Below are 21028 nucleotides of genomic sequence, written 5' to 3'. Positions count from 1 at the left end.
GCGAGAAGGGCGGCCCCACCATGAAGAAGTCCGCTGCCGTGCTGCTGGGCTGTGTCCTGGTCGCAGGCTGTGGGAGCGGTTCCACGAACGAGGCGGGCGGCAAGGTCGTCGTCAACATCAACGGCCAGCCGCCGCAGACCCAGGCGTTCGACCGCAAGGTCTTCGACGAGGACGTGGCGGAGTTCGAGAAGCAGAACCCGGACATCGACCTCGTGCCGCACGAGGGGTTCATGGACCCGAAGACGTTCTCCGCCAAGCTCGCCGGCGGGCAGCTGGAGGACGTCTTCTACGTCTACTTCACGGATCCGGCGGCGCTCATCGCCAGGAAACAGGCCGCCGATCTCACCGGTTACGTCAAGGACGTGCCGCACTACGGCGACCTCAAGCAGGAGCTCAAGGACGTCTTCACGGCCGACGGCAAGGTCTACGGGCTGCCCACCGCCAACTACACGATGGGCCTGCTCTACAGCCGCACCAACTTCACCAAGGCCGGGCTGAACCCCGACCAGCCGCCGAAGACGTGGGACGAGGTCCGGGCCGCCGCCAAGAAGCTCAAGGACGCGGGCGTCACCGGGTTCGCCGAGTACAGCAAGAGCAACCAGGGCGGCTGGCACTTCACCACGTGGATGAAGTCCGTCGGCGGCGACGTCGCGCGCAAGGACGGCGACACCTACAAGGCCGACTTCAACAACGACAAGGGCAGGGAAGTCCTGCGCCGCCTCAAGGAGATGCGCTGGGACGACGGCTCCATGGGCGAGAAGCAGCTCCTGGAGATCGGCGACGTGCAGAACATGATGGGCGCCGGGCAGCTCGGCATGTACCTCGCCGCGCCCGACAACGTCGCCACGATCGTCAACCAGTTCAAGGGCAGGTACGAGGATTACGGGCTGGCGGCGATTCCCGGGCAGAAGGGCACGTTGCTCGGCGGCGAGGGGTACATGATCAACCCCAAGGCCACGCCCGAGAAGATCAAGGCCGGGCTGAAGTGGATCCAGTGGAAGTACCTGAACCCCGAGCGGTTCGAGGAGAACCTGCAGAAGTACAAGGACCGCGGTCAGCCCGTCGGCCTGCCCATCCCACCGATCGCCGACATCTGGACCGGTGAGCCGCGCAAGAAGCTGGAAGAGCTCAAGGCCAAGTACGCCACCATGCCGGTGCAGAACTTCCAGGCCTATGTGGACGGTTCGGAGCAGACCAAGGGCACGCTCGAACCGCCGCAGGCACAACAGGTCTACGCCATTCTCGACGCCGTCGTGCAGGCGACGCTGACCAACCCCAACGCCGACCACGCGGCACTGCTCAGCGACGCCGAGACCAAGGTCAACGCCGTCCTGGCGCAGGTGAAGTGAGTGCGGCGGCACGTCACCGCGTACGGCTTCCTGAGTGCCGCGCTGGTCGTCTTCGCGGTGTTCTCCTGGTGGCCGATCCTGCGCGGGGTGCTGCTGAGCTTCCAGCAGGTCAACTTCGTCACGAGCCCCGACTGGGTCGGCTGGGAGAACTTCGAGCGGCTCTTCGCGGACCCGTTGTTCGTGGTGGCGTGGCGCAACACGGCGTACTTCACGATCCTCGCACTGGTCATCGGCTTCGGCGTTCCGTTCGTCACCGCCGTGGTGCTCAACGAACTCCGGCACGCCAAGGGCTACTTCCGGCTGCTCGTCTACCTGCCGGTGATGCTGCCGCCGGTCGTGACGGCGTTGCTGTGGAAGTGGTTCTACGACCCGGGCCCCGGCCTGTTCAACTCCGTCCTCAGAGGACTGGGTCTCCCCACGTCCCAGTGGCTCGACTCCAGCAGCACCAGCATGATCAGCCTCGTCCTGGTCATCACGTGGGCGAACATGGGCTCGGCCACGCTGATCTACCTGGCCGCGTTGCAGACGATCCCCGGTGAGCTGTACGAGGCCGCGGACCTCGACGGCGCCGGCATTCTCAAGAAGATCTGGCACGTCACGATCCCGCAGACCAAGTTCGTGATCCTGATGCTGTTGCTGCTGCAGGTCGTCGCGACCATGCAGATCTTCACCGAGCCGTTCGTCATGACCGGCGGCGGACCGGAGGAGTCCACGGTCACCGTGCTGCTCCTGCTCTACCGGTATGCCTTCTACTACAACGACTTCGGCACCGCGAGCGCGATGAGCCTGATCCTCTTCGCGGTGCTGAGCGTCTTCTCCTTCCTCTACCTCAAGATCACCAGGAAGGCCGGCGCATGAGAACGCTGACCAAGGGCACCGGCAAGGCCTACTGGGTCGTCCTCACGCTCACGCTGGTCGTGTTCACGGCCGCGTTCCTGCTGCCGCTGGTCTGGGTGCTGCTCGGCGCGTTCAAACCGCCGGCGGAACTGGCGCAGCAGCCACCGACGATCCTGCCGGAGACGTGGGAACCCGGCGCGTACGTCAACGCCTGGAACTTCATGGACCTCGGCCAGTTCTTCCTCAACACGTTCGTCGTCGCGATCGGCGCGTGGGCCGTGCAGATGGCTGTGATCGTCCCCGCCGCCTATGCGCTGAGCAAGCTGAAGCCGTGGGGTGGCAACGTGATCCTCGGCCTGATGCTCGCCACGCTGATGCTGCCCGCGACGGCGCTGCTGGTCCCCGTCTACCTCACGCTCACCGACCTCGACCTGCTCAACAACCCGGCGGGCATCTGGCTGCCGTTCGCGGCGAACGCGCTGAACGTCTACCTGCTCAAGCGGTTCTTCGACCAGATCCCGGAGGAACTCCTGGAGGCGGCCAGGATCGACGGCGCGAGCACGTGGACGACCCTGGTCAGAGTCGTGCTGCCGATCTCGCGGCCCATCCTCGCCGTCGTCTCGATCTTCGCGGTCGTCGCGGCCTGGAAGGACTTCATCTGGCCGTTGCTCGTGTTCCCCGAACCGGCGAAGCAGACGCTCAGCGTGGCGTTGCAGCGCTTCGCCCCCGACACCCCGATCAACCTCCTGCTCGCGGGCCTCGTGCTCGCGAGCCTGCCGATGGTCGCGCTGTTCCTCGCGTTCCAGCGGCACATCCTCGCGGGGCTCACCGCGGGCGGCGTAAAAGGCTGAAAGGACACCAGATGAGTTGGTGGCGCAACGCATCCATCTACCAGGTCTACCTGCGCAGCTTCGCGGACGGCAACGGCGACGGCATCGGCGACCTGGCCGGCCTGCGCGCCAGGCTTTCCCACATCGCGAACCTCGGCTTCGACGCGATCTGGCTGAACCCGTGGTACCCGAGCCCGCTCGCCGACGGCGGCTACGACGTGGCGGACTACCGCGACATCGAGCCGGTGTTCGGGTCACTCGCCGACGCGGAGAAGCTCATCGCCGACGCGCACGGGCTCGGCCTACGGGTGATCATCGACATCGTCCCCAACCACTGCAGCGACCAGCACCCGTGGTTCAAGGAGGGCCTGTGGGATCGCTTCCACATCCGTGACACCGAGGACCTGCCCAACGACTGGAAGTCGCGCTTCGGCGGCCCGGCGTGGAGCAAGCTGCCGGACGGTCGCTGGTACCTGCACCTCTACGCCGCCGAACAGCCCGACTTCAACTGGGAGAACCCCGCTGTCGAGAAGGAGTTCGAGGACATCCTGCGGTTCTGGCTGGACCGCGGTGTCGACGGATTCCGCATCGACGTCGCCGACGGCCTGGTCAAGGACTTCAGCAGGCCGGACGCCGACCAGCCGTACTCCGACCAGGACGGCGTGCACGAGATCTACCGGAGCTGGCGCAAGATCGTCGACTCCTACGACGGCGACCGCATCCTCGTCGGCGAGATGTGGCTGCCCGACCCCGTCCGGTTCGCCAGGTACCTGCGGCCGGACGAGATGCACAGCGCGTTCAACTTCGACTTCCTCTGCTGCCCCTGGAACGCCCAGGAGCTGCGCAAGGTCGTCGACGACACGCTGGCCGCGCACGAACCCGTCGGCGCACCACCGACCTGGGTCCTGTCCAACCACGACGTCACCAGGCACGTGACCCGCTACGGCCGCGAGAAGACCGGGTTCTCCTTCGCGGACCGGCAGCACGGCGCCCCGACCGACTTCGAGCTCGGCACCCGCAGGGCCCGCGCGGCGATCATGCTCACGGCGGCGCTGCCCGGCGGTGTGTACGTCTACCAGGGCGAGGAGCTGGGCCTCTGGGAGGTCGAGGACCTGCCGGACGAGCTGCGGGAGGACCCGGTGTGGCACCGCTCCGGCTTCACCGACAGGGGCCGCGACGGCTGCCGCGTGCCACTCCCCTGGTCCGCTGAGGACGGTCCGAGCTGGCTCCCCCAACCGGCCAACTGGCAGCAGTTCTCGGTAGCGGCCCAGACCGGCGACCCCGGCTCGATGCTCGAGTTGTACCGCCAGGTGTTCGCGCAACGCCGCGCGATCACCGGCGACCTGGAATGGCTGGACCTGGGCGAGAACGTGCTGGCGTTCCGCCGGGGCGACCACACCTGCGTGGTCAATCTGTCCGGCGCACCGATCGATCTGCCCGGCACGCCAACGTTGTCAAGCATTCCGCTGACCAACGGCCAACTCCCCCACGACGCCGCGGCCTGGCTGAGCTGATCACATGATGAACGGCGCATTCGTCCACCTCACGTGGACAAATGCGCCGTTCATCGACCTCAGCGGGTCGCGTACGGCGAGTCGTCGACCTTGGCGGACTCGGTGGGGAGGTTCTTGACCACGCCGGTGGCAGTGGTGTTCACGGCACCGGTGGCGATGTTCTCGAACATCTCGGTGAACGGGCCGGACGCCTTGGGCATGACGCCCTTCAGCACGTCCTTGACCTTGTCCAGGGTCTTGAAGATCGTGTCGATGACCTTGGACAGGCCGCGGATCGTCTTGATGATCTTGTCGAGCCAGTCCGAGACCTTCTTGGCCCACTTCATGACCAGCCGGATGCCGTCCGCGATGATGCCCGGCGTCGCGAGACCCACCGTCAGCAGAGCCGCGGCTGCCCACCTGATCAACGCCTGCACCAGCTCGGACATCGCCATCGAGATCAGGTCGCGCACGATCGTGCGCACGGTCGCGACGGCCACGCCCGCACCGACGAGAGCGGCACCAACGCCTTCCGCGGCGATACCGGCGGCCTTGACGCCCTGGGCCTCCAGCTTCGCCACCGGCGTGTAGGCCGAGATCGCGGCGCCCTGCCACTGCGCGGTGTCGGCATCGACGATCCTGGCCATCTCCTCTCCGGCCTTCTTCAGGTGGTCGGCGACGTTGCCCCAGGTGGCGGCGTTCTGGTTGATCACGCCGGGGTTGCCCGCGAGCGAGTTGAGCATCGACGTCAGCGGCTCGACGTGCTCGATGAACCACGAGAAGGCCGACGACAGCAGCGTGCCGAACGGGTCGGTGACGAAGCCCAGCGCGTCGATGCCCGCGCCGAGGACGTTGATGCCCGCTTCGGCCCAGTCGCCGCGCTTGACCGCGGAGACCGCGTCCGCGGCGGGTTCGATCAGGTTGACGCCGGCCCACGTACCAGCGGGGTCGGGAGCCTTGGCCACCAACGGGTTCGGTGCGGTCATGAGGTCAGCTCCCCCAGCTTCTCGATGATCTTCTTGAGGTTGCCCTCGATGGCCTTGTCAGCGGCGTCGTAGACGTCGGCCATGCCGTTGACACCGTCCACAGTGGCGTCGACGACGGCGTGCGATGCGCCGATCGCGGTCACACCCGCGGTCTCAACCGTGCCCATGATCGGCTCCAGCAACGGGCTGCAGAGGATGCCGTACGCGTTGGCACCGTTGATCCGCGCCTGCCCGATGGCCTGCTGCGCCGTCTCGATCTGCTTCACGATGCCGTCCAGGCGCTTGGCGTGGTCGCGCATCGCCTGCGTGTGGACGTTGAACCCACCAGCGGTCATCGAGATCACCAGCCCTTGTCGTCACGGGCGAAGTTGTGCCCGCCGAAGTCGTCGTCATCGGAGGGACCGGACGGACGCCGCTCAACCGGCTGCTCGGGCTCCGGCTCGGGGAAGCGCTCCTGGTAGCCGCCCATCAGCGCGTCCATGGTCGCGGAGTCGCCGCCGATGATCGGCGCCATGACCTCCTGCATCCGGGACGCGATCTGCGCCTGAGCGGTGCGCATCGCACCGAGGATGTCCGCTGACAGCTGCGCCGGTTGCTTGCGCAACGCCGCGTCGGTCAGGTCCAGTGCCGAGACGATGCCATTCTGGTCGACTGTCACGGACACCGAGCCGTCAGACGACCGTTGCGTCACCTTGACGGCGTTCGCGACCTGCTTCATCTCGTCGGCCTGCTTGAGCTTGGCCTGGATCTGCTCGTTCCACTGACGCATCATCGCGTCTGGATCAGCTGCTGCCGGATTCATCTACTCCCTCTCCTGTGCCTTCTTCCGACGGGAAGCCACCGTGCCGAGAACCGCCAGCGCCCCGATCGCGCCAATCCCCATTCCCCCGAGCAGCGAGCCGAGGCCGAGCACCACGCTGGGTTCGAAGTCCGCCCGGTACACCGGCGGGTTGCCGGAGCCGTTGCGAACCTTCGACTCACCTCGTTGCACCACGGGCACGTCCGCGCCCTTGTCGTCCGGGGTGAGCTGACCGGCCTCGGCCGTCACCCGCGTCCGCCGCCCGCTCTCCCACTCGACGTCGGCCTGGCAGTTCCACCAGGTGCCGAAGCCGTTGATGCTCACCGGCCCACTGCGCGTGCAGCCGGCCACGCGGGCGACACCCCGGTCCACGACGGGCCTGCTGTTCGTCCCCGCGGTGGGATCGAACTTCGTGAAACCGGTCAACCCCAGCAGGCAGCCGCACGCCAAGATCGCCAGCGCGAACAGACCCGCGACCCACTTCATCCGTCTCGTTCCCCTGTTCGACTTCGTCCCGGCCCGCCCGGTTCCACCGAATTCAGCAGCCCGCTGACGGCCATCCGGGCACACGCGCAGGGCGGTTCGGGCGTGCCCAGTCTGGTCGACCTGCGTGAACGACGCGTCACGCAGGGCGAACCGGGCAAGAATCGGGCAGGATTTCACTCAGTTGTGGTGGCGACCACAGTGTTTCGAGGGTGTTTCATCTAGGCACGGCCCGAACGGGCATCCCGAGAGCCGAATGGGCAGGTGAAATGCGAGCCGAGGAACGCAAGCGGCGCATCCTGGCCAGGGCCCGCGCCGACGGCCGCGTCGACGTGGTGGAGATGGCGCAGGAACTGGGCGTCGCGCCCGAAACGGTCAGGCGCGATCTCCGCGTGCTCGACGAGCACGGCCTGGTGCGCCGCACGCACGGTGGCGGTATTCCGGTCGAGAGCGCCGGGTTCGAGACCGGGCTGCGGTTCCGGGCCGGGTCGCACGTGCCGGAGAAGCGGCGCATCGCGAAGGCCGCCGCCGAACGGCTGGACGACGCCGAGACCGTGTTCATCGACGAGGGCTACACGCCGCAGCTCGTCGCGGAGGCGTTGCCCACCACCAACCCGCTCACGATCATCACCGCGTCGCTGCCGACCGCCGCGGCGATGTCCGAACACCCGTCCTGCACGGTTCTGTTGCTGGGCGGTAGGGTTCGCGGCCACACACTGGCCACAGTGGACCACTGGACGACCAGGATGCTGGGCGAGATGGTGATCGACCTCGCCTACATCGGTGCGAACGGGATCTCCCGCGAGCACGGCCTGACCACGCCCGATCCGGCGGTCGGCGCGGTGAAGGCCAAAGCGCTCAGCTCGGCCCGGCGGAAGATCTTCGTCGGGGTGCACACGAAGTTCGGCGTCTCCAGCTTCCACCGGTTCGCCGAGGTCGCCGACCTCGAAGCGATCGTCACCGACAGCGGCCTCTCCGCCCACGAGGCCCACCGGTACGCCCTGCTCGGGCCCAAAGTGCTCAGAGCCTGAGCACTTTCCAGCCGGCCCCGAAACACCGCCCCCGAAATTTTCCCGGGCCTGTCCTCAGCGTGCCCGGAAACCATCCCCCGGAGGAAAGACGATGTTGTCGATCCGCACACCCCTTCGCACATTCGGGGCCGCCACCGGCCTGGCCAGCGCTGTGCTGCTCCTGGCTTCCGCCTGCGCGGGCGCCGGAGGTGGCGGGGGCGGCGGCTCCGACTCGGTGAACGTGCTGATGGTGAACAACCCGCAGATGCTCGACCTGCAGAAGCTGACCGCGGACAACTTCACCAAGGACACCGGCATCAAGGTCAACTTCACGGTGCTGCCAGAGAACGACGTCCGCGACAAGATCAGCCAGGACTTCTCCAGCCAGGCCGGGCAGTACGACGTGGCGACGATCTCCAACTACGAGACGCCGATGTACGCCAAGAACGGCTGGCTCGCGCCGATGGACGACTTCGTGGCCAAGGACAGCGCGTTCGACCAGGCCGACATCCTCCCGCCGATCAAGCAGTCCCTCACCGCGGCGGACGGCAAGGTGTACGCGCAGCCGTTCTACGGCGAGTCGTCGTTCCTCATGTACCGCAAGGACATCTTCGAGGCCAAGGGCGTCACGCTGCCCGACAGGCCGACCTGGCAGCAGGTCGCCGAGGCCGCCGCGAAGGTCTCCACGCCCGAGGTCCGCGGCATCTGCCTGCGCGGCCAACCCGGCTGGGGTCAGGTAATGGCACCGCTGACGACCGTCGTGAACACGTTCGGCGGCACGTGGTTCACCAAGGACTGGCAGGCGCAGGTCAACGCGCCGGAGTTCAAGGAGGCCACCAAGTTCTACGTCGACCTCGTCCGCAACCACGGTGAGGCGGGCGCTCCGCAGGCCGGGTTCGCCGAGTGCCTGAACAACATGACGCAGGGCAAGGTCGCGATGTGGTACGACGCCACGGTCGCCGCAGGCCTCTTGGAGGCCAACGACTCCCCCGTCAAGGGCAAGCTGGGCTTCACCCAGGCACCGGTCGTGAAGACCGACAGCTCCGGCTGGCTCTACACCTGGGCGTTCGGTATCCAGAAGGCGTCGAAGAAGCAGGACGCGGCCTGGAAGTTCATCTCGTGGGCGTCCGGCAAGGGCTACGAGGAGCTGGTCGGCAAGAACCTCGGCTGGTCGAAGGTCCCGGACGGCAAGCGGTCCTCGACCTACCAGCGCGCCGAGTACAAGCAGTCCTCCGGCACGTTCTCCGCTCAGGCGGAGGCCGCGATCAAGGGTGCGAAGCCGCTCGACCCCGGTGTGCAGCCGCGGCCGGCGCCCGGCATCCAGTTCGTCGGCATCCCCGAGTTCACCGACCTGGGAACGCAGGTGTCGCAGCAGATCAGCTCGGCGATCGCGGGCGCGGTGTCGGTGGACGACGCGCTGAACAACGCCCAGGGGCTCGCCGAGAAGGTCGCCGCCAAGTACAGGGGCCAGTGAGATGGCTGTCCTCGACTCCGTTTCGACGGGTGAGCGGTCGGTCGCCGACCGGCCGCCTCCCGTTCCCCGCAGGAGCTATCCGAAGTGGGCGCGGCGGGCGCCGTTGCTGCCCGCGCTCATCTTCCTGATCGTCGTGACGCAGCTGCCGTTCGTGGCGACGCTGGTCATCTCGTTCATGAAGTGGAACTCGCTGGATCCCACGAACCGCGGGTTCGCCGGGTTCGACAACTACGTCAACGTGTTCACCGACCCAGATCTGCGGTCGTCCGTGGTGAACACGATCGTGCTGACGGCGTCGGTGGTGCTGATCAGCCTCGTCCTCGGGCTCGGGCTGGCGCTGTTGCTGGACAAGAAGTTCAAAGGCCGCGGACTCGTGCGCACCATGCTCATCGCGCCGTTCCTCGTGGTCCCGGTCGCGGCCGCGTTGATCTGGAAGCACGTGCTCTACAACCCGGAGTACGGGTTGTTCAACGGAATCCTGAACTGGCTCGGGTTCGACGCCCAGCCGGACTGGATCAGCTCCATGCCGATGTCCGCCGTCGTGCTGTCGCTGGTGTGGCAGTGGACGCCGTTCATGATGCTGATCCTGCTGGCGGGCCTGCAGTCGAAGCCGGTGGAACCCGTCGAGGCGGCCAGGATCGACGGCGCGTCGCCGTTCCAGATCTTCCGGTACCTCACGTTCCCGCACCTGCGGCAGTACCTGGAGCTCGGCGCGCTGCTCGGCTCGATCTACATCGTGCAGAACTTCGACGCGGTCTTCACGATCACGTCCGGTGGTCTGGGCACGGCGAACCTGCCGTACATGATCTACCAGACCTTCTACCAGGCCCACGAGTACGGCGAGGCGTCCGCGGCCGGCGTGATCGTGGTCGCCGGGTCGATCGTCATCGCGACGTTCGCGCTGCGCGTGGTGTCCTCGCTGTTCAAGGAGGAGGCGCGATGACCAGGATCTTCGGTGTGCTCGCCTGGTTCGCGGGCCTCGTGTTCTTCGCGCCGGTGGCGTGGATGTTCCTGACGTCGCTGCACAGCGAGACGGACGCCGCCACGAACCCGCCGTCGATCGCGGCGCCGCTGACGCTGGACGGCTATGCGGAGTTCTTCAACGGCGGCGCGTGGCCTCCGTTGCTCAACTCGTTCTCCGCCTCGATCGGTTCGACGATCATCGTGCTGCTGCTGGCGATTCCGGCCGCGTACGCGTTGTCGATCAAGCCGGTGGAGAAGTGGACCGACGTCCTGTTCTTCTTCCTGTCCACCAAGATGATGCCGGTCGTCGCGGCGCTGCTGCCGATCTACCTGATCGCGCAATTCGCCGGGATGCTCGACAACATCTCGTTCCTGACGTTGCTGTACTGCTCGATGAACCTGCCGATCGCGGTGTGGCTGATGCGGTCGTTCCTGTCCGAGGTGCCGCGCGAGATCCTCGAGGCGGCGTCGATCGACGGGGCCGGGCTGATCACGATCCTGCGCCGGGTGGTGGCGCCGATCGCGATGCCGGGTATCGCGGCGACGGCGTTGATCTGCTTCATCTTCAGCTGGAACGAGTTGCTGTTCGCGCGGGTGCTGACCGGTGTCGTCGCCGGTACCGCGCCCGTGTACCTGACCGGGTTCGTCACGTCCCAGGGCTTGTTCCTGGCCAAGGTGTGCGCGGCCGCGGTCGTGGTTTCTCTGCCGGTGCTCATTGCCGGGTTCGCCGCCCAGGACAAGCTGGTCCAGGGCCTGTCGTTGGGAGCAGTCAAGTGAAAGCAGCAGTGATCACCGGCGTCGGGTCCGTCGAAGTGACCACTGTGGACGATCCGGTCTGCGGGCCGCGGCAGGTGGTCGTGGACGTGGCGGCCTGCGGGTTGTGCGGGACGGACCTGCACATCCTGCAGGGCGAGTTCGCGCCCACCCTGCCGGTGGTGCCCGGCCACGAGTTCGCCGGCACGATCGTCGAGATCGGCTCCCAGGTGAACGAGCTGAAGGTCGGCGACCGCGTGGCCGTCGACCCGTCGCTCTACTGCCACGAGTGCCGGATGTGCCGGGCGGGCAGGAACAACCTGTGCGAGCGGTGGGCGGCGATCGGTGTCACGACCTCCGGTGGCGCCGCCGAGTTCGCGGTGGCGCCGGTGGCGAACTGCGTGAAGCTGCCCGACCACGTGCGGACCGAGGACGCGGCGTTGATCGAACCGCTGTCGTGCGCGGTGCGCGGGTACGACGTGCTGCGCTCGCAGATGGCGTCCCGCGTGCTGATCTACGGCTCCGGCACGATGGGGCTGATGATGCTGCAGCTCGGGAAGCTGACCGGGGCGTCGTCGATCGAGGTCGTGGACCTGAACGCGGAACGCCTGGAGACGGCGGTCAAGCTCGGCGTGACCGCCGTGGCGGGGTCGGCCGACGAGCTGGACCGGCCGGAGGGCTGGGACGTCGTCATCGACGCGACCGGCAACGAGAAGGCGATCCAGGACGGCCTCGGCCGGGTCGCGAAGGGCGGCACGTTCCTCCAGTTCGGAGTCTCCGACTACGCCGCACGGGTGACCATCGAGCCGTACAAGATCTACAACCAGGAGATCACCATCACCGGCTCGATGGCGGTGCTGCACTCCTTCGAACGGGCGGCGGACCTCTTCGCGACCGGAGTACTGGACCCGGAGATCTTCATCAGTGACCGGGTGCCACTTGACGACTACGCGGGGGCGTTGGACCAGTTCAGGGCCGGTAAGGGACGCAAAATCCAGGTCCTGCCGTGAAGTGAGCGCAAATGTTTGTGAGCACTCGTGTATCCAGCCGAGTGCCCACGACTCCTTCCAGACATGTCGAAGTCCGGGCAGAAAGTAGTACCGCCGTACTTTTCGCACATGTCCGACGAAGAGCTCCTGTCCTGGTACGCGGAGCTTCAGGCGCGGGCGATGAACCCGCAGTCTGGGGACGTCGATTTCGACCACGTCCACAAGGCCGCCAAGCCGATGTCCGTCGAAGAGCTGCGTCACAAGATCATGACCTTCCAGGGCTGGCCTGGTGCCAGTGGTGACGTCAGCACCCTCGACGACGGTTCGCCGTTCCACAACCTGTGGCACTGGCTCAACGACTGACCCGGGCCGAGGTAGTCCTCGCCTGGGTCATTGGCGCGCTGGTGGCCGCGTGTGTGCTCTTCGCCGTCGTGCACACAGCGGTCACCGGCGCGATTTCGCATCCGCGGAACTGGCTGATCGCGATCGCCTTCACCCTGCTCGGGGTGCGGGTGATCGGTCATGTCCGCAAGTCGGCTGTCGGGTGGTTGCTGCTGGTCATGGGCCTGTTCGGCGGCATCGCGATCGCGGTCGCCGGCCAGGCGCCCGACCATCCGGCCCGCTGGGTCGAGGCGTGGGTCTGGTGGCCCACCTACGCGCTGTTGCCCGCCGTCGCGCTGGTCTTCCCGAACGGGAAGCCGTTGAGCAACCGGTGGTGGATCGCCATCGGGGCGTCGCTGCTGAGCGCTGTCCTCGGCACGGCCGGGCTCGCTTGGGGATCGTGGGGTGATCCAACCGGGTTCCACCACGGCGGTGGGCCCGCCGCCGCCAAGACGATCACCGCGATCGCCGTGATCGCGGCCGGGATCGCCGTTGTCGCCGGGGTTGTGTCGCTGGTGCTGAGGTGGCGCAAGGCCGAGGGCGACGAGCGGCGGCTGCTGGTGTGGGCGGTCGCGTTGCTGGCGCTGGCCGTCGCGGCGACCGTGGTGGAGACGACGGACGGGCACGTCGCCTGGATCGTCGGTGTGCTGGCGTTTCCGGCCGCCGCGGTGATCGCGATCGTGCGGTACGGCTTGTACGACATCAGCCTGCTGATCCACCGGTCGGTGCTCTACGGCTCGTTGACCGTGGTGCTGTTGCTGGTCTACATGGGCGTGATGCTCGCGGGCGGGCAGTTGTTCACCGGCGAAGCCGAGGTGATCGGTGTCGTGGCGGCCGGTCTGGTGTTCGCGCCGATCCGGAGCTGGCTGCAGGGCAAGCTCGACCGGTGGCTGTTCGGGGCGCGGACAGATCCCTATGCCGCTTTGTCGACATTGAGCGAGAAGCTGGAACGGTCGCAGGACGTGCTCCCGACCGTGGCCGCCACGGTCGCCGAGTCGTTGAAGCTGCCGTACGTGGCGATCCGCGGTGGGTCGGTGCTGGCCGAGCACGGACGCAGTCGCGGCTGGCCCCAGTTGCGCTTCCCCATGACCTATCGCGGTTCTTCCGTGGGCGACCTGGTCGTCGAACCGCGTGCGCCCGACGAACGGTTGAGCGACCGCGAACTGAGCCTGCTCGTGGACCTCGCCCGGTCCACCGCTCCGGCCGCGCAGTCGATCAAGCTGACCGCCGATCTGCAGCTCGCCCGCGAACGGCTCGTGCGTGCGCGCGAGGAAGAACGGCTGCGGCTCAGGCGCGATCTGCACAACGGCGTCGGGCCGGCGTTGGTCGGGATCCGGTTGCAGCTCAAGGCGTTGCGCCGGTCCGTGGGCGACGTCCTGGACCCGGTGCTCGCCGACGTCGACACGACCGCGGGCGAGGTGCGCAGGCTCGTGGACGGGCTGCGGCCGCCGATCCTCGACCAGGGGCTGGCGCTGGCCGTGCGCGACGAGGCCGCGCGGTTCAACGGCGAGCTGACCGTTCGCGTGGACGCCGAGGAGATCGACGGGCTGTCCGCGGCCGTCGAGGTCGCGGCCTACCGGATCGTGGCGGAGGCGCTGACCAACACCGCGCGCCACTCCGGCGCGTCGACGTGCACCATCACCGTTCGGCAGGACGGCGACCTCGTCGTGGAAATCGTCGACGACGGGCGCGGGGTCGCGGCCGACGCACGGCCGGGAGTCGGGCTCGACTCGATGCGTGAACGCTGCGCGGAGCTGGGTGGATCGTGCACAGTGGGACCCGCGCAACCGCACGGCACTCGGGTGGTGGCCCGGATTCCCCTGGAGGCCCAGTAGATGGACGCCCTGACGCGGGTTGTGATCGCGGACGACCACCCGGTGTTCCGGCGCGGGCTCAAGGCGTTGCTGGACAGTGAGGCCGGGCTCTCCGTGGTCGGTGAGGCCTCGGACGGGCAGGAAGCGGTGAAGGTCGTCCTCGACCTCGAACCGGACGTCGTCGTGATGGACCTGCACATGCCCGTGCTGGGCGGTGTGGAGGCGGCCAAGCAGATCCTGGAGGTGCTGCCGTCGCTGGGCGTCCTCGTGCTGACCATGCACGAGGACGACGAGCTGGTGTTCGCGGCGATGAAGGCCGGGGCGCGGGGCTACCTGGTCAAGACGACCGACGACGACGAGATCGTGCGCGCGGTGCAGGCCATCGGAGCCGGTGAGGCGATCTTCAGCGCCACCATCGCGCAACGGATGATGGGCTACTTCACCGCGATCTCGTCGTCCAAGGCCGTGGTGTTCCCACAGCTCACCGACCGCGAGCGGGACGTTCTGGAGCTGATGGCGTCCGGCCTCGACAACGCCTCGATCGCCCACCGGCTGTCGTTGTCGCAGAAGACCGTGCGCAACCGGGTGTCCGCGATCTTCACCAAGCTGCAGGTCGCTGACCGCGCGCAGGCCATCGTGCGGGCGCGGGAGGCGGGACTCGGAAGTCCCTCCTAGTTCGGGACACCGGTCACCTGACGGCGGGACACCTCCCTCGCTTCGATCGGCGTCATCCGCCGAGCTTCAGGGGGCTTGACCGCATGGACATCACCTGGGACGTCGCCCACGCGCGGCTCAGTCACGAACGAATGCTGCACATCACTCGGGCGCTCGTCTCGATGCGACCGGAGACCGTCACGCTGGGCGGAGGGGAGCCCCTCGGCGTGCCGGGCCTGTTCGAGATCATCGAGATGTTCCGCACCGCCGGAATCGACGTCGTGCTGCGCACTTCCGGCAAGTCGCTGCACCCGTCGATGGTCCGCACGCTGCTCGTCTCGTGCACGCGCATCGAGGTGTGCGCGATGGCGTTCACGCACGCCCTGCACGCGTTGCACCTGCTCGACATCGGCGCCGCCAAGCTGGACCGGCACGCCGTCTTCGGCCTCGACGCCACGGGCATCCGGCGCGGCTTCGACCGCCTGGAGGACTTCTGCGCGACCACTGCGTTCGAGCTGCCGCACCTCGCGTTCATCGCGTTCAGCGACACGATCGGGCCGGACCACGCGCAGTACCTGCAGTCGCTCGCCCCTCAGTCGGTCCGGGTGACCGTGGAGACCGCGAACACCTCGGTCGTCAGAGCCAGTTGATCAGGGCGCGCCACGCGGTCGTGGAGAACGCGAGTACGTCACCGCTCGCGTTCTTCGTGTCCCGCACGAGCGCGTCCTGGGCCAGCGACACCTCCACGCAGCTTTCAGGAGTACCGCCGTTGCTGTAGGTGCTCTTACGCCAGGTCCGTTCCCAGGTCATGACAGTCCTCTCGAAGGCCGCTGACGTACTCCGCCAGCTTGCGCTTCGATTGTTCCGCATCCAGGGCGACGGCATCCAGCCGCTGAAAGAGCCTCCTGGTCCGCGCCACAGCGACGCTGTCCTGCGCGTACACCTGAGCTGTGTCGGTCTCGGTGTAGACGACCGGAGCCGCCTTGCCGAACTCGTACAGCGTGGCTGCGGACCGGAAGGCGCTGACGTGCGCGGGTACGACCCGGACGATGTGGGTGTTGAAGAGAAGTCGCAGGTACTGATCTTCGCGAACCTGCGCATCGCCCAGCTGCATCCGCAAAGCCAGCTCGTGCACGTAGAACGAGCATTCCGGCCGATTGTGCCGCCTCATGATCGTTTGCCGGTCGATGCGCGCCTGGACGAGGGTCTCGATCTCTTCGGGTGCTTCAACGTACGAGTCGACGAACAGTTGCCGCGCATACCCCTCTGTCTGCATGAGGCCGTGGATGGTCAGGATGTCGTAGGACGTGATCTTCGTGGCCTTCGCCTCGGTCATCGCGAGCGTGCGCACGTTGTCCGGCACCTGCGCGAAGTACAGGTCGAAGGCGTTGTGGTAGCGGATGCGGAACTCGTCGATGAAGTCGATGTCCTTGCCGCACGTGGCCAGGTACTGCACGAGGTCGACGGCGCTCGCCCGCACCTTGCCGAGCTCGATGTCGGAGACCTTGCTCGGGTCCCAGCCGAGTTGCACGGCCATCGAGCGGCCGTTGAACTCGGTGCACGACTCCCGCAGGCGGCGCAGCTCGTCACCGAGTTCTCGGCTGTACGGGGTGGAAATGATCGCGGTCATGCCCTTCGAAGCTAGGGCTTGGACCAAATCCACGCCACGCGCTCATTCGGGTGAAAAGGACCTGGCCACACCCCCGCGAGCTGCGACGACGTTCGTGCCCACCGCCGTGAGAGCGACCGCGGCGATCGGGCTCAAGGCCGACAGCAGGACCAGTCCCTGCAGGCCGGTCCCGCCCTCCACGGCGAGGCGGGCGACACCGCTGGCCACCATGATGCTGAGGTTGTAGGCGGCCACGTTGACGCTCGTCGCCAGGGTCGGAGCCAGGTCCGCGGTGCCCACCACGATGCGGGCGTTGAGCGCCGGCACGATCAGGAAGAACGCGGCGCCGAGGACGAACAGCAGGATCGCCGTGAACACCTTGCTGTGCAGCGAAAGACCGAACAGCAGGGTGGTCGCCGCCAGCACGGCCAGCCCGATTCGCAGGCCCCGGTCGAGGTGGTAGTCGGCGAGCCGACCGCCCAGCACGCTGCCCGCCAGGCTGCCGAGGCCGAAGAGCAGCAACAGCAGCCACAGGTGGTCGTGGGCGAAGCCGGTCTCGTCGGTGAGGATCGGCGCGATGAACGTGTAGGTGGCGTAGCCGCCGATGGTCGCGAGGAACGTCGTCGCGATCGCGACGAGCACCCGTGGCCGCAGCAGTGCCCTGATCTCCGCTCGGGCGGTGGTGGCGGGCTCGTCGCGCGGGCAGCGCACGACGTGGGCCACCGCGACACCCGCGGCGAGAGCGAGCAGGACGAAGGCCATCCGCCACGAGGTGAGCGTGTTGATCGCGAGCGCCAACGGCACGCCCACCGCGGTGGCCAGGTTCAGCGCCACCGAGATCCTGGCCATCGCTCTGCCCTGCCGGGTGGCGTCGTCGTGGCGGGATGCGATCACCAGTGCCATCGCGACGATCGGGCAGTGCGTCGCGGCCGCGACGATCCGGCTGACCATCATCTCGGTCATGCCGGTCGACACGGCCGCGAGCAGGTTCGCCGCGCCGAACGCCGCGAGCAGCCCGATCAGCAGCGAGCGGCGTTCGACCCTGCTGACCGCGAGGGTCAGCAGGGGGCCTGCGACGGCGACGACCGCGGCGTAGACCGTGATCAGGCCACTGGCCTGCGCAACGGTGGTGCGCAGGCCGGTGGCGATGCTGGGCGCCAGCCCGGCGATGAGGTACTCCGATGCTCCGACGCAGAAGACCCCGATGGCGGCGCCCGACAACGGTGACCTGGTCACGACGACACCAGTTCGGGGATCCGCGGTGGCAGCGCGGACGACACGGCCGACGGCATCGCGCGCACCGTGAGCACGGTCGCCTCACCCGACAGCACCGCGTCCGTGCGGTCCAGTAGCAGGAGCACCTGACCGGCGCGCAGCGAATGCGTCTCGTCGCCGACCTGTGCCGTCGCGGTGCCGTCCAGGACGATCACCGCTTCCTCGACGGCGTGCGCCGCGCTGACGCGCAGTTCGTCCTTTTCGGACAGTCGCCACCAGTCGACGCTCTCGCACTCGGCGAACAGCATTCCCCTGCGGGCGAGGCAGGTCCAGTCGTCCGCGTTGACGGTCGTGACGATCATGCGTCACCGCCGGGGACGGCGAGGTCCACGGCATAGGCCACGACCGGGGAGGACGCGGTGAGCACGACCGACGAACCGGCGGGCAGCGTCACGCACGTGTTGGCGGACAACGACTCCAGCCCGGTCACCGTGGCCTCGCCCTGCTGCACGAACAACGCTACCTCCGCCGACGGCCGCCCCACCGAGCGGCTCTCGCCCGGTTCGAGCGAGATCCGCTCGACGCGGCGCAACGGTCCGGTGAAGGTGCCGGCCGTCTCGACGACCGGTGTGGTGGTGAGGTCGAAGATCTGCGCGGCTGCCATGGGACGTTCCTTCATCGGTTCGGTGGTGGCGATGGCCTGCTGGGTCGCGGCGGCGAGCGTCTCGATGACCCACCAGTCGAGGTTCGTCGTGCCGGTGTTGAGCAGGCCGTGGGTGTGTCCGACGGGGGTGAGGGCGAGCGTGCCCGGCCGGACGGGGATCTTCTCCCCGTCGAGGATGAACTCGCCCTCCCCGTTGAGGATCAGGTAGATCTCCTCGGTGCGGCTGTGCAGGTGCTCCCCGCTCAGCCCGGACGGCGGGATGCTCGCCCACTCGACGGCCTCGGTCGGTGACGCGAGGTGCTGCCTGCTCGCGAGGCACGTCCAGTACGTCAGGCCGGCGGCGCCGTGCACGCCGTAGACCGACGCCGGGGCGTCCGTGGTGCGGACCAGGGGCAGGTTCATGCGTGCACCGCCGGTGCCTGGGCGAGGGCGACGTCCTCCAGCGCGGCGGCCGCCTGCGCGAGCTCCTCCGGGCGGACGTCGTTGACGAAGCACGCGGAACCGATGCCCACCGGCAGCGGCAGGCGCTGCTGGCCGTCGCGGTGGCGCACGGTGTCGGCGAGCGCCTTCTCCAGCAGCTCGGCCGTGAGCAGCGGGTGCCAGGTCGGCAGCTCCAGCCGGGTCATCAGCTCCAGGATCCGCCTGCGTTCCTCCTCGCTGACGAGGCCGCGCTGCTCGGCGAGGCACGTGGTGAGCGCCATGTCGATGCAGACGGCCTCGCCGTGCAGCAACGCGGGCAGCGCGGCCATCTCCAGCGACGGGCTGAAGGTGTGGCCGTAGTCGACGACCCGCTCCAGCGTCTTCTCCCACAGGTTCGGCTGCAGCTCGGCGAGCATGCCGTGGATCGCGCGCTCGATGATCTCCAGCGCCGGGTCCACCGAGCCGGGGCCCGGCTGCATCTTCGCCTCGAGCACGTGCTCGCCGGTGACCTCCATGAGGTCGAACAGCTCGCGGTCCTTGATCAGCGCGATCTTCAGGATCTCCGCGAGGCCGTTGCTGACGTGCCTGCGCGGCAACGTGGTCAGGAACTTGCGGTCGAGCAGGGTGCGCTCGGCCGCGAAGTAGGTGCCGATGCGGTTCTTGTGCCCGTTGGCGTTCACACCCGTCTTCACGCCGACGCCGGCGTCCACGAGTCCGATCAGCGTGGTGGGCACCCGGACGAACGGTGTGGCCCGCCGGTAGACGCTGCACGCGTACCCGACGATGTCGAGCAGCACGCCGCCACCGATCGCGATGACCGGTTCTCTCCTGCGGTCCACCCCGAACTCGTCCATGGCTGTTGTGACCCGCATGCTGGCCTCGACCGTCTTGTTGGTCTCGCCCGGTTCCAGCACCAGCACGCGGTGCTCGACGTCGTTGCCGTCGAAGTAGGCGCGGATCGCCTGACCGAACAGGGCGTCCACGTTGGCGTCGACGACGACGAGCCTGCGCACACGGCCCTGACCGGGGATCGGGCCGAGGATGCTGGGGTTGGCGGGGTCGAGGACGTTCTCGCAGAGCACCACGTCGTACTCGACGGGCTGAACGTTGCGCACGGTCCAGGACTTGGTGTTGCTGTTGTTGACGTACAGGCCGATCTCAGACATGGCTGGGCTCCGTGATCTTGACAGGAGTGGTGTCGGTGGGCACCGCGGTGGTCCGGTTGCGACGGCTCCACCAGCGGGTGAGCGGACGCTCGACGACGGCGTAGAGCGCCCAGGCGGCGGCACAGCTCGCGATCAGCACACCGATGCCGAGCGCGATTCCGGCACCGGCGGGCAGCGTGCGACCGGCGAGCGCGGTGCCGACTCCGGTCAGGAAGATGTCGTGGACCATGTAGAACGCGAAGGAGATCTCGCCGAGGAAGATCATCCTCGGGTGACCGAGCAGTCCCCGTCCGCCACCACGCGACTCGTGCGCGGCGATCGCCGGGATGAGCAGCGCGATCGGGATGATGAACGCCGCGTTGAGCTGGTACGGCAGCGGCAGCGCGAGGCTCACCGCGTAGGCCACCGCGACCAGGGCGAAGGCGTACGCCGGGTGCAGGCGCGGCCAGCGGCCGTTGCGCACGATCGTCGCCATCAGCATGCCCAGCGCGAAGTCCAGCAGCCTCGTCAGCGGGAACGCGTAGACGAACCACACCTGGGTCATCGAGTGCTGGTACAGCGGCGAGTTCTTGTGGTTGGCGCCGAAGACCTCGCCGGCGGGCAGCAGTGCCGCGATCGTGGGCAGCGCCAGGATCGTCAGCATCACCAGCACCGCCACCGGCCACAGCAGACGGGCCGGAATCCGCCGCACTCCCATCCACAGCAGCGGGAACATCGCGTAGAAGAACAGCTCCGCCGACAGCGACCAGCTCGGGTGGTTGATGCTGAAGAAGCTGGTGTCGCGCGGGATCCAGGCGTGCAGCAGGGTGAGGTTGCCCAGCGCCTCGAACGCGGTCGCGCCGGCGAGCCCGAACAACGCGAACGCGATCGCGAACGTGACGAGGTGGTTGGGGAAGATCTTGACCAGCCGGCGTGCCACGAAGTCCTTCGCGCTGTCGTCCGGGCGCACCGACCAGGTCAGCACGAACCCGCTGAGCACGAAGAAGAACGAGACGCCGAACCAGCCGCCGTTGCGCAGGATCGCGGCGAACGGCGAGGACACGTCCGTGTCGGCGGTGAACAGTCGGTTCAGCGACAGGTGGAACCCGAACACGACGAGCGCGGCGAAGAAGCGCATCCCGGTCAGGCTCGACAGTCGC

At 67.8% G+C, this 21028-nt stretch carries 24 protein-coding genes; 13 read left to right on the top strand and 11 right to left on the bottom strand.

Going from position 1 to position 21028, the window contains the following annotated elements:
* Nucleotides 1-20: 20 nt before the first annotated feature.
* From IEZ09_RS08550 to IEZ09_RS08535, 4 genes are read left to right on the top strand one after another with little or no spacing between them, the layout of a single operon-like run.
* Nucleotides 21-1349: an ABC transporter substrate-binding protein gene (locus tag IEZ09_RS08550; protein ID WP_189253069.1), complete on the top strand. Its 1329-nt coding sequence runs from the start codon at nt 21-23 to the stop codon at nt 1347-1349.
* The gene (locus IEZ09_RS08545) at nt 1350-2207 is read left to right on the top strand and encodes a carbohydrate ABC transporter permease (protein WP_189253068.1); all 858 of its coding nucleotides are present in this window, start codon (nt 1350-1352) and stop codon (nt 2205-2207) included.
* Nucleotides 2204-3037, top strand: a complete 834-nt coding sequence (locus IEZ09_RS08540) for a carbohydrate ABC transporter permease (protein ID WP_189253067.1) — start codon at nt 2204-2206, stop codon at nt 3035-3037. Before IEZ09_RS08545 ends, IEZ09_RS08540 begins: the two co-directional genes overlap by 4 nt.
* A gap of 11 nt (nt 3038-3048) precedes the next feature.
* Complete coding sequence (locus IEZ09_RS08535) at nt 3049-4530, top strand: glycoside hydrolase family 13 protein (RefSeq protein ID WP_189253066.1); 1482 nt, start codon at nt 3049-3051, stop codon at nt 4528-4530.
* Between the two features lie 59 nt (nt 4531-4589).
* On the opposite strand, the gene IEZ09_RS08530 is transcribed toward IEZ09_RS08535, so the two are convergent.
* From IEZ09_RS08530 to IEZ09_RS08515, 4 genes are read right to left on the bottom strand one after another with little or no spacing between them, the layout of a single operon-like run.
* Entirely contained in the window at nt 4590-5495 is a 906-nt protein-coding gene (locus IEZ09_RS08530; protein ID WP_189253065.1) for a WXG100 family type VII secretion target, read from the bottom strand.
* On the bottom strand, nt 5492-5830 hold the full coding sequence (locus IEZ09_RS08525; protein ID WP_189253064.1) for a type VII secretion target: 339 nt from the start codon (nt 5828-5830) through the stop codon (nt 5492-5494). The genes IEZ09_RS08530 and IEZ09_RS08525 overlap by 4 nt, the downstream gene beginning before the upstream one ends.
* A 5-nt stretch (nt 5831-5835) precedes the next feature.
* Nucleotides 5836-6297 carry a YbaB/EbfC family nucleoid-associated protein gene (locus IEZ09_RS08520; protein ID WP_189253063.1) on the bottom strand — a complete coding sequence of 154 codons (462 nt, stop codon included), beginning with the start codon at nt 6295-6297 and terminating at the stop codon, nt 5836-5838.
* Nucleotides 6298-6780 (bottom strand): DUF6346 domain-containing protein, encoded by a 483-nt coding sequence (locus IEZ09_RS08515; RefSeq protein WP_189253062.1) that lies wholly within the window; start codon nt 6778-6780, stop codon nt 6298-6300.
* Between the two features lie 266 nt (nt 6781-7046).
* On the opposite strand from IEZ09_RS08515, the gene IEZ09_RS08510 reads away from it, so the two are divergent.
* From IEZ09_RS08510 to IEZ09_RS08470, 9 genes are all read left to right on the top strand, one after another.
* Nucleotides 7047-7808 carry a DeoR/GlpR family DNA-binding transcription regulator gene (locus IEZ09_RS08510; RefSeq protein ID WP_189253061.1) on the top strand — a complete coding sequence of 254 codons (762 nt, stop codon included), beginning with the start codon at nt 7047-7049 and terminating at the stop codon, nt 7806-7808.
* A gap of 91 nt (nt 7809-7899) precedes the next feature.
* Entirely contained in the window at nt 7900-9261 is a 1362-nt protein-coding gene (locus tag IEZ09_RS08505; protein ID WP_189253060.1) for an ABC transporter substrate-binding protein, read from the top strand.
* 1 nt (nt 9262) lies between these two features.
* A complete protein-coding gene (locus tag IEZ09_RS08500; RefSeq protein ID WP_189253059.1) occupies nt 9263-10204 on the top strand; it encodes a carbohydrate ABC transporter permease in 942 nt (313 codons plus the stop codon).
* On the top strand, nt 10201-11001 hold the full coding sequence (locus IEZ09_RS08495) for a carbohydrate ABC transporter permease (protein ID WP_189253058.1): 801 nt from the start codon (nt 10201-10203) through the stop codon (nt 10999-11001). Before IEZ09_RS08500 ends, IEZ09_RS08495 begins: the two co-directional genes overlap by 4 nt.
* Complete coding sequence (locus IEZ09_RS08490) at nt 10998-11987, top strand: zinc-dependent alcohol dehydrogenase family protein (RefSeq protein ID WP_189253057.1); 990 nt, start codon at nt 10998-11000, stop codon at nt 11985-11987. Before IEZ09_RS08495 ends, IEZ09_RS08490 begins: the two co-directional genes overlap by 4 nt.
* A 108-nt stretch (nt 11988-12095) precedes the next feature.
* Nucleotides 12096-12329 carry a hypothetical protein gene (locus IEZ09_RS08485; protein WP_189253056.1) on the top strand — a complete coding sequence of 78 codons (234 nt, stop codon included), beginning with the start codon at nt 12096-12098 and terminating at the stop codon, nt 12327-12329.
* 53 nt (nt 12330-12382) lie between these two features.
* A complete protein-coding gene (locus IEZ09_RS08480) occupies nt 12383-14182 on the top strand; it encodes a sensor histidine kinase (protein ID WP_229812355.1) in 1800 nt (599 codons plus the stop codon).
* Nucleotides 14183-14836 (top strand): response regulator transcription factor, encoded by a 654-nt coding sequence (locus IEZ09_RS08475; RefSeq protein ID WP_189253054.1) that lies wholly within the window; start codon nt 14183-14185, stop codon nt 14834-14836.
* 83 nt (nt 14837-14919) lie between these two features.
* A complete protein-coding gene (locus IEZ09_RS08470) occupies nt 14920-15465 on the top strand; it encodes a hypothetical protein (RefSeq protein WP_189253053.1) in 546 nt (181 codons plus the stop codon).
* Here the strand turns inward: IEZ09_RS08470 and IEZ09_RS08465 are convergent.
* Genes IEZ09_RS08465 through IEZ09_RS08435 form a run of 7 tightly spaced genes read right to left on the bottom strand, consistent with a single transcriptional unit; the run spans nt 15452 to nt 21006 of the window.
* The gene (locus tag IEZ09_RS08465; protein WP_189253052.1) at nt 15452-15625 is read right to left on the bottom strand and encodes a DUF397 domain-containing protein; all 174 of its coding nucleotides are present in this window, start codon (nt 15623-15625) and stop codon (nt 15452-15454) included. The genes IEZ09_RS08470 and IEZ09_RS08465 overlap by 14 nt on opposite strands.
* Complete coding sequence (locus IEZ09_RS08460; RefSeq protein WP_189253051.1) at nt 15600-16445, bottom strand: helix-turn-helix domain-containing protein; 846 nt, start codon at nt 16443-16445, stop codon at nt 15600-15602. The genes IEZ09_RS08465 and IEZ09_RS08460 overlap by 26 nt, the downstream gene beginning before the upstream one ends.
* A gap of 42 nt (nt 16446-16487) precedes the next feature.
* Nucleotides 16488-17660, bottom strand: a complete 1173-nt coding sequence (locus IEZ09_RS08455) for an MFS transporter (RefSeq protein ID WP_189253050.1) — start codon at nt 17658-17660, stop codon at nt 16488-16490.
* Nucleotides 17657-18001, bottom strand: a complete 345-nt coding sequence (locus IEZ09_RS08450; protein ID WP_189253049.1) for a cupin domain-containing protein — start codon at nt 17999-18001, stop codon at nt 17657-17659. The genes IEZ09_RS08455 and IEZ09_RS08450 overlap by 4 nt, the downstream gene beginning before the upstream one ends.
* Nucleotides 17998-18705: a cupin domain-containing protein gene (locus IEZ09_RS08445; protein ID WP_189253048.1), complete on the bottom strand. Its 708-nt coding sequence runs from the start codon at nt 18703-18705 to the stop codon at nt 17998-18000. Before IEZ09_RS08445 ends, IEZ09_RS08450 begins: the two co-directional genes overlap by 4 nt.
* On the bottom strand, nt 18702-19889 hold the full coding sequence (locus IEZ09_RS08440) for a sedoheptulose 7-phosphate cyclase (RefSeq protein ID WP_189253047.1): 1188 nt from the start codon (nt 19887-19889) through the stop codon (nt 18702-18704). Before IEZ09_RS08440 ends, IEZ09_RS08445 begins: the two co-directional genes overlap by 4 nt.
* Entirely contained in the window at nt 19882-21006 is a 1125-nt protein-coding gene (locus IEZ09_RS08435) for an acyltransferase family protein (protein WP_189253046.1), read from the bottom strand. The genes IEZ09_RS08440 and IEZ09_RS08435 overlap by 8 nt, the downstream gene beginning before the upstream one ends.
* Nucleotides 21007-21028: the final 22 nt, after the last annotated feature.

This window comes from Lentzea flava, from assembly GCF_014648475.1.
GTDB lineage: Bacteria > Actinomycetota > Actinomycetes > Mycobacteriales > Pseudonocardiaceae > Lentzea > Lentzea flava.
This window is presented reverse-complemented; position numbering and strand designations above follow the sequence as displayed.

What these genes read in the sequence shown, in the direction of transcription:
- IEZ09_RS08550 (WP_189253069.1), top strand. Translation starts at nt 21, where the DNA reads ATGAAGAAGTCCGCTGCCGTGCTGCTGGGCTGTGTCCTGGTCGCAGGC.
- IEZ09_RS08540 (WP_189253067.1), top strand. Translation starts at nt 2,204, where the DNA reads ATGAGAACGCTGACCAAGGGCACCGGCAAGGCCTACTGGGTCGTCCTC.
- IEZ09_RS08535 (WP_189253066.1), top strand. Translation starts at nt 3,049, where the DNA reads ATGAGTTGGTGGCGCAACGCATCCATCTACCAGGTCTACCTGCGCAGC.
- IEZ09_RS08530 (WP_189253065.1), bottom strand. Translation starts at nt 5,495, where the DNA reads ATGACCGCACCGAACCCGTTGGTGGCCAAGGCTCCCGACCCCGCTGGT.
- IEZ09_RS08525 (WP_189253064.1), bottom strand. Translation starts at nt 5,830, where the DNA reads ATGACCGCTGGTGGGTTCAACGTCCACACGCAGGCGATGCGCGACCAC.
- IEZ09_RS08520 (WP_189253063.1), bottom strand. Translation starts at nt 6,297, where the DNA reads ATGAATCCGGCAGCAGCTGATCCAGACGCGATGATGCGTCAGTGGAAC.
- IEZ09_RS08515 (WP_189253062.1), bottom strand. Translation starts at nt 6,780, where the DNA reads ATGAAGTGGGTCGCGGGTCTGTTCGCGCTGGCGATCTTGGCGTGCGGC.
- IEZ09_RS08510 (WP_189253061.1), top strand. Translation starts at nt 7,047, where the DNA reads ATGCGAGCCGAGGAACGCAAGCGGCGCATCCTGGCCAGGGCCCGCGCC.
- IEZ09_RS08505 (WP_189253060.1), top strand. Translation starts at nt 7,900, where the DNA reads ATGTTGTCGATCCGCACACCCCTTCGCACATTCGGGGCCGCCACCGGC.
- IEZ09_RS08500 (WP_189253059.1), top strand. Translation starts at nt 9,263, where the DNA reads ATGGCTGTCCTCGACTCCGTTTCGACGGGTGAGCGGTCGGTCGCCGAC.
- IEZ09_RS08495 (WP_189253058.1), top strand. Translation starts at nt 10,201, where the DNA reads ATGACCAGGATCTTCGGTGTGCTCGCCTGGTTCGCGGGCCTCGTGTTC.
- IEZ09_RS08485 (WP_189253056.1), top strand. Translation starts at nt 12,096, where the DNA reads ATGTCCGACGAAGAGCTCCTGTCCTGGTACGCGGAGCTTCAGGCGCGG.
- IEZ09_RS08475 (WP_189253054.1), top strand. Translation starts at nt 14,183, where the DNA reads ATGGACGCCCTGACGCGGGTTGTGATCGCGGACGACCACCCGGTGTTC.
- IEZ09_RS08470 (WP_189253053.1), top strand. Translation starts at nt 14,920, where the DNA reads ATGGACATCACCTGGGACGTCGCCCACGCGCGGCTCAGTCACGAACGA.
- IEZ09_RS08465 (WP_189253052.1), bottom strand. Translation starts at nt 15,625, where the DNA reads ATGACCTGGGAACGGACCTGGCGTAAGAGCACCTACAGCAACGGCGGT.
- IEZ09_RS08460 (WP_189253051.1), bottom strand. Translation starts at nt 16,445, where the DNA reads ATGACCGCGATCATTTCCACCCCGTACAGCCGAGAACTCGGTGACGAG.
- IEZ09_RS08450 (WP_189253049.1), bottom strand. Translation starts at nt 18,001, where the DNA reads ATGATCGTCACGACCGTCAACGCGGACGACTGGACCTGCCTCGCCCGC.
- IEZ09_RS08445 (WP_189253048.1), bottom strand. Translation starts at nt 18,705, where the DNA reads ATGAACCTGCCCCTGGTCCGCACCACGGACGCCCCGGCGTCGGTCTAC.
- IEZ09_RS08440 (WP_189253047.1), bottom strand. Translation starts at nt 19,889, where the DNA reads ATGTCTGAGATCGGCCTGTACGTCAACAACAGCAACACCAAGTCCTGG.
- IEZ09_RS08435 (WP_189253046.1), bottom strand. Translation starts at nt 21,006, where the DNA reads ATGCGCTTCTTCGCCGCGCTCGTCGTGTTCGGGTTCCACCTGTCGCTG.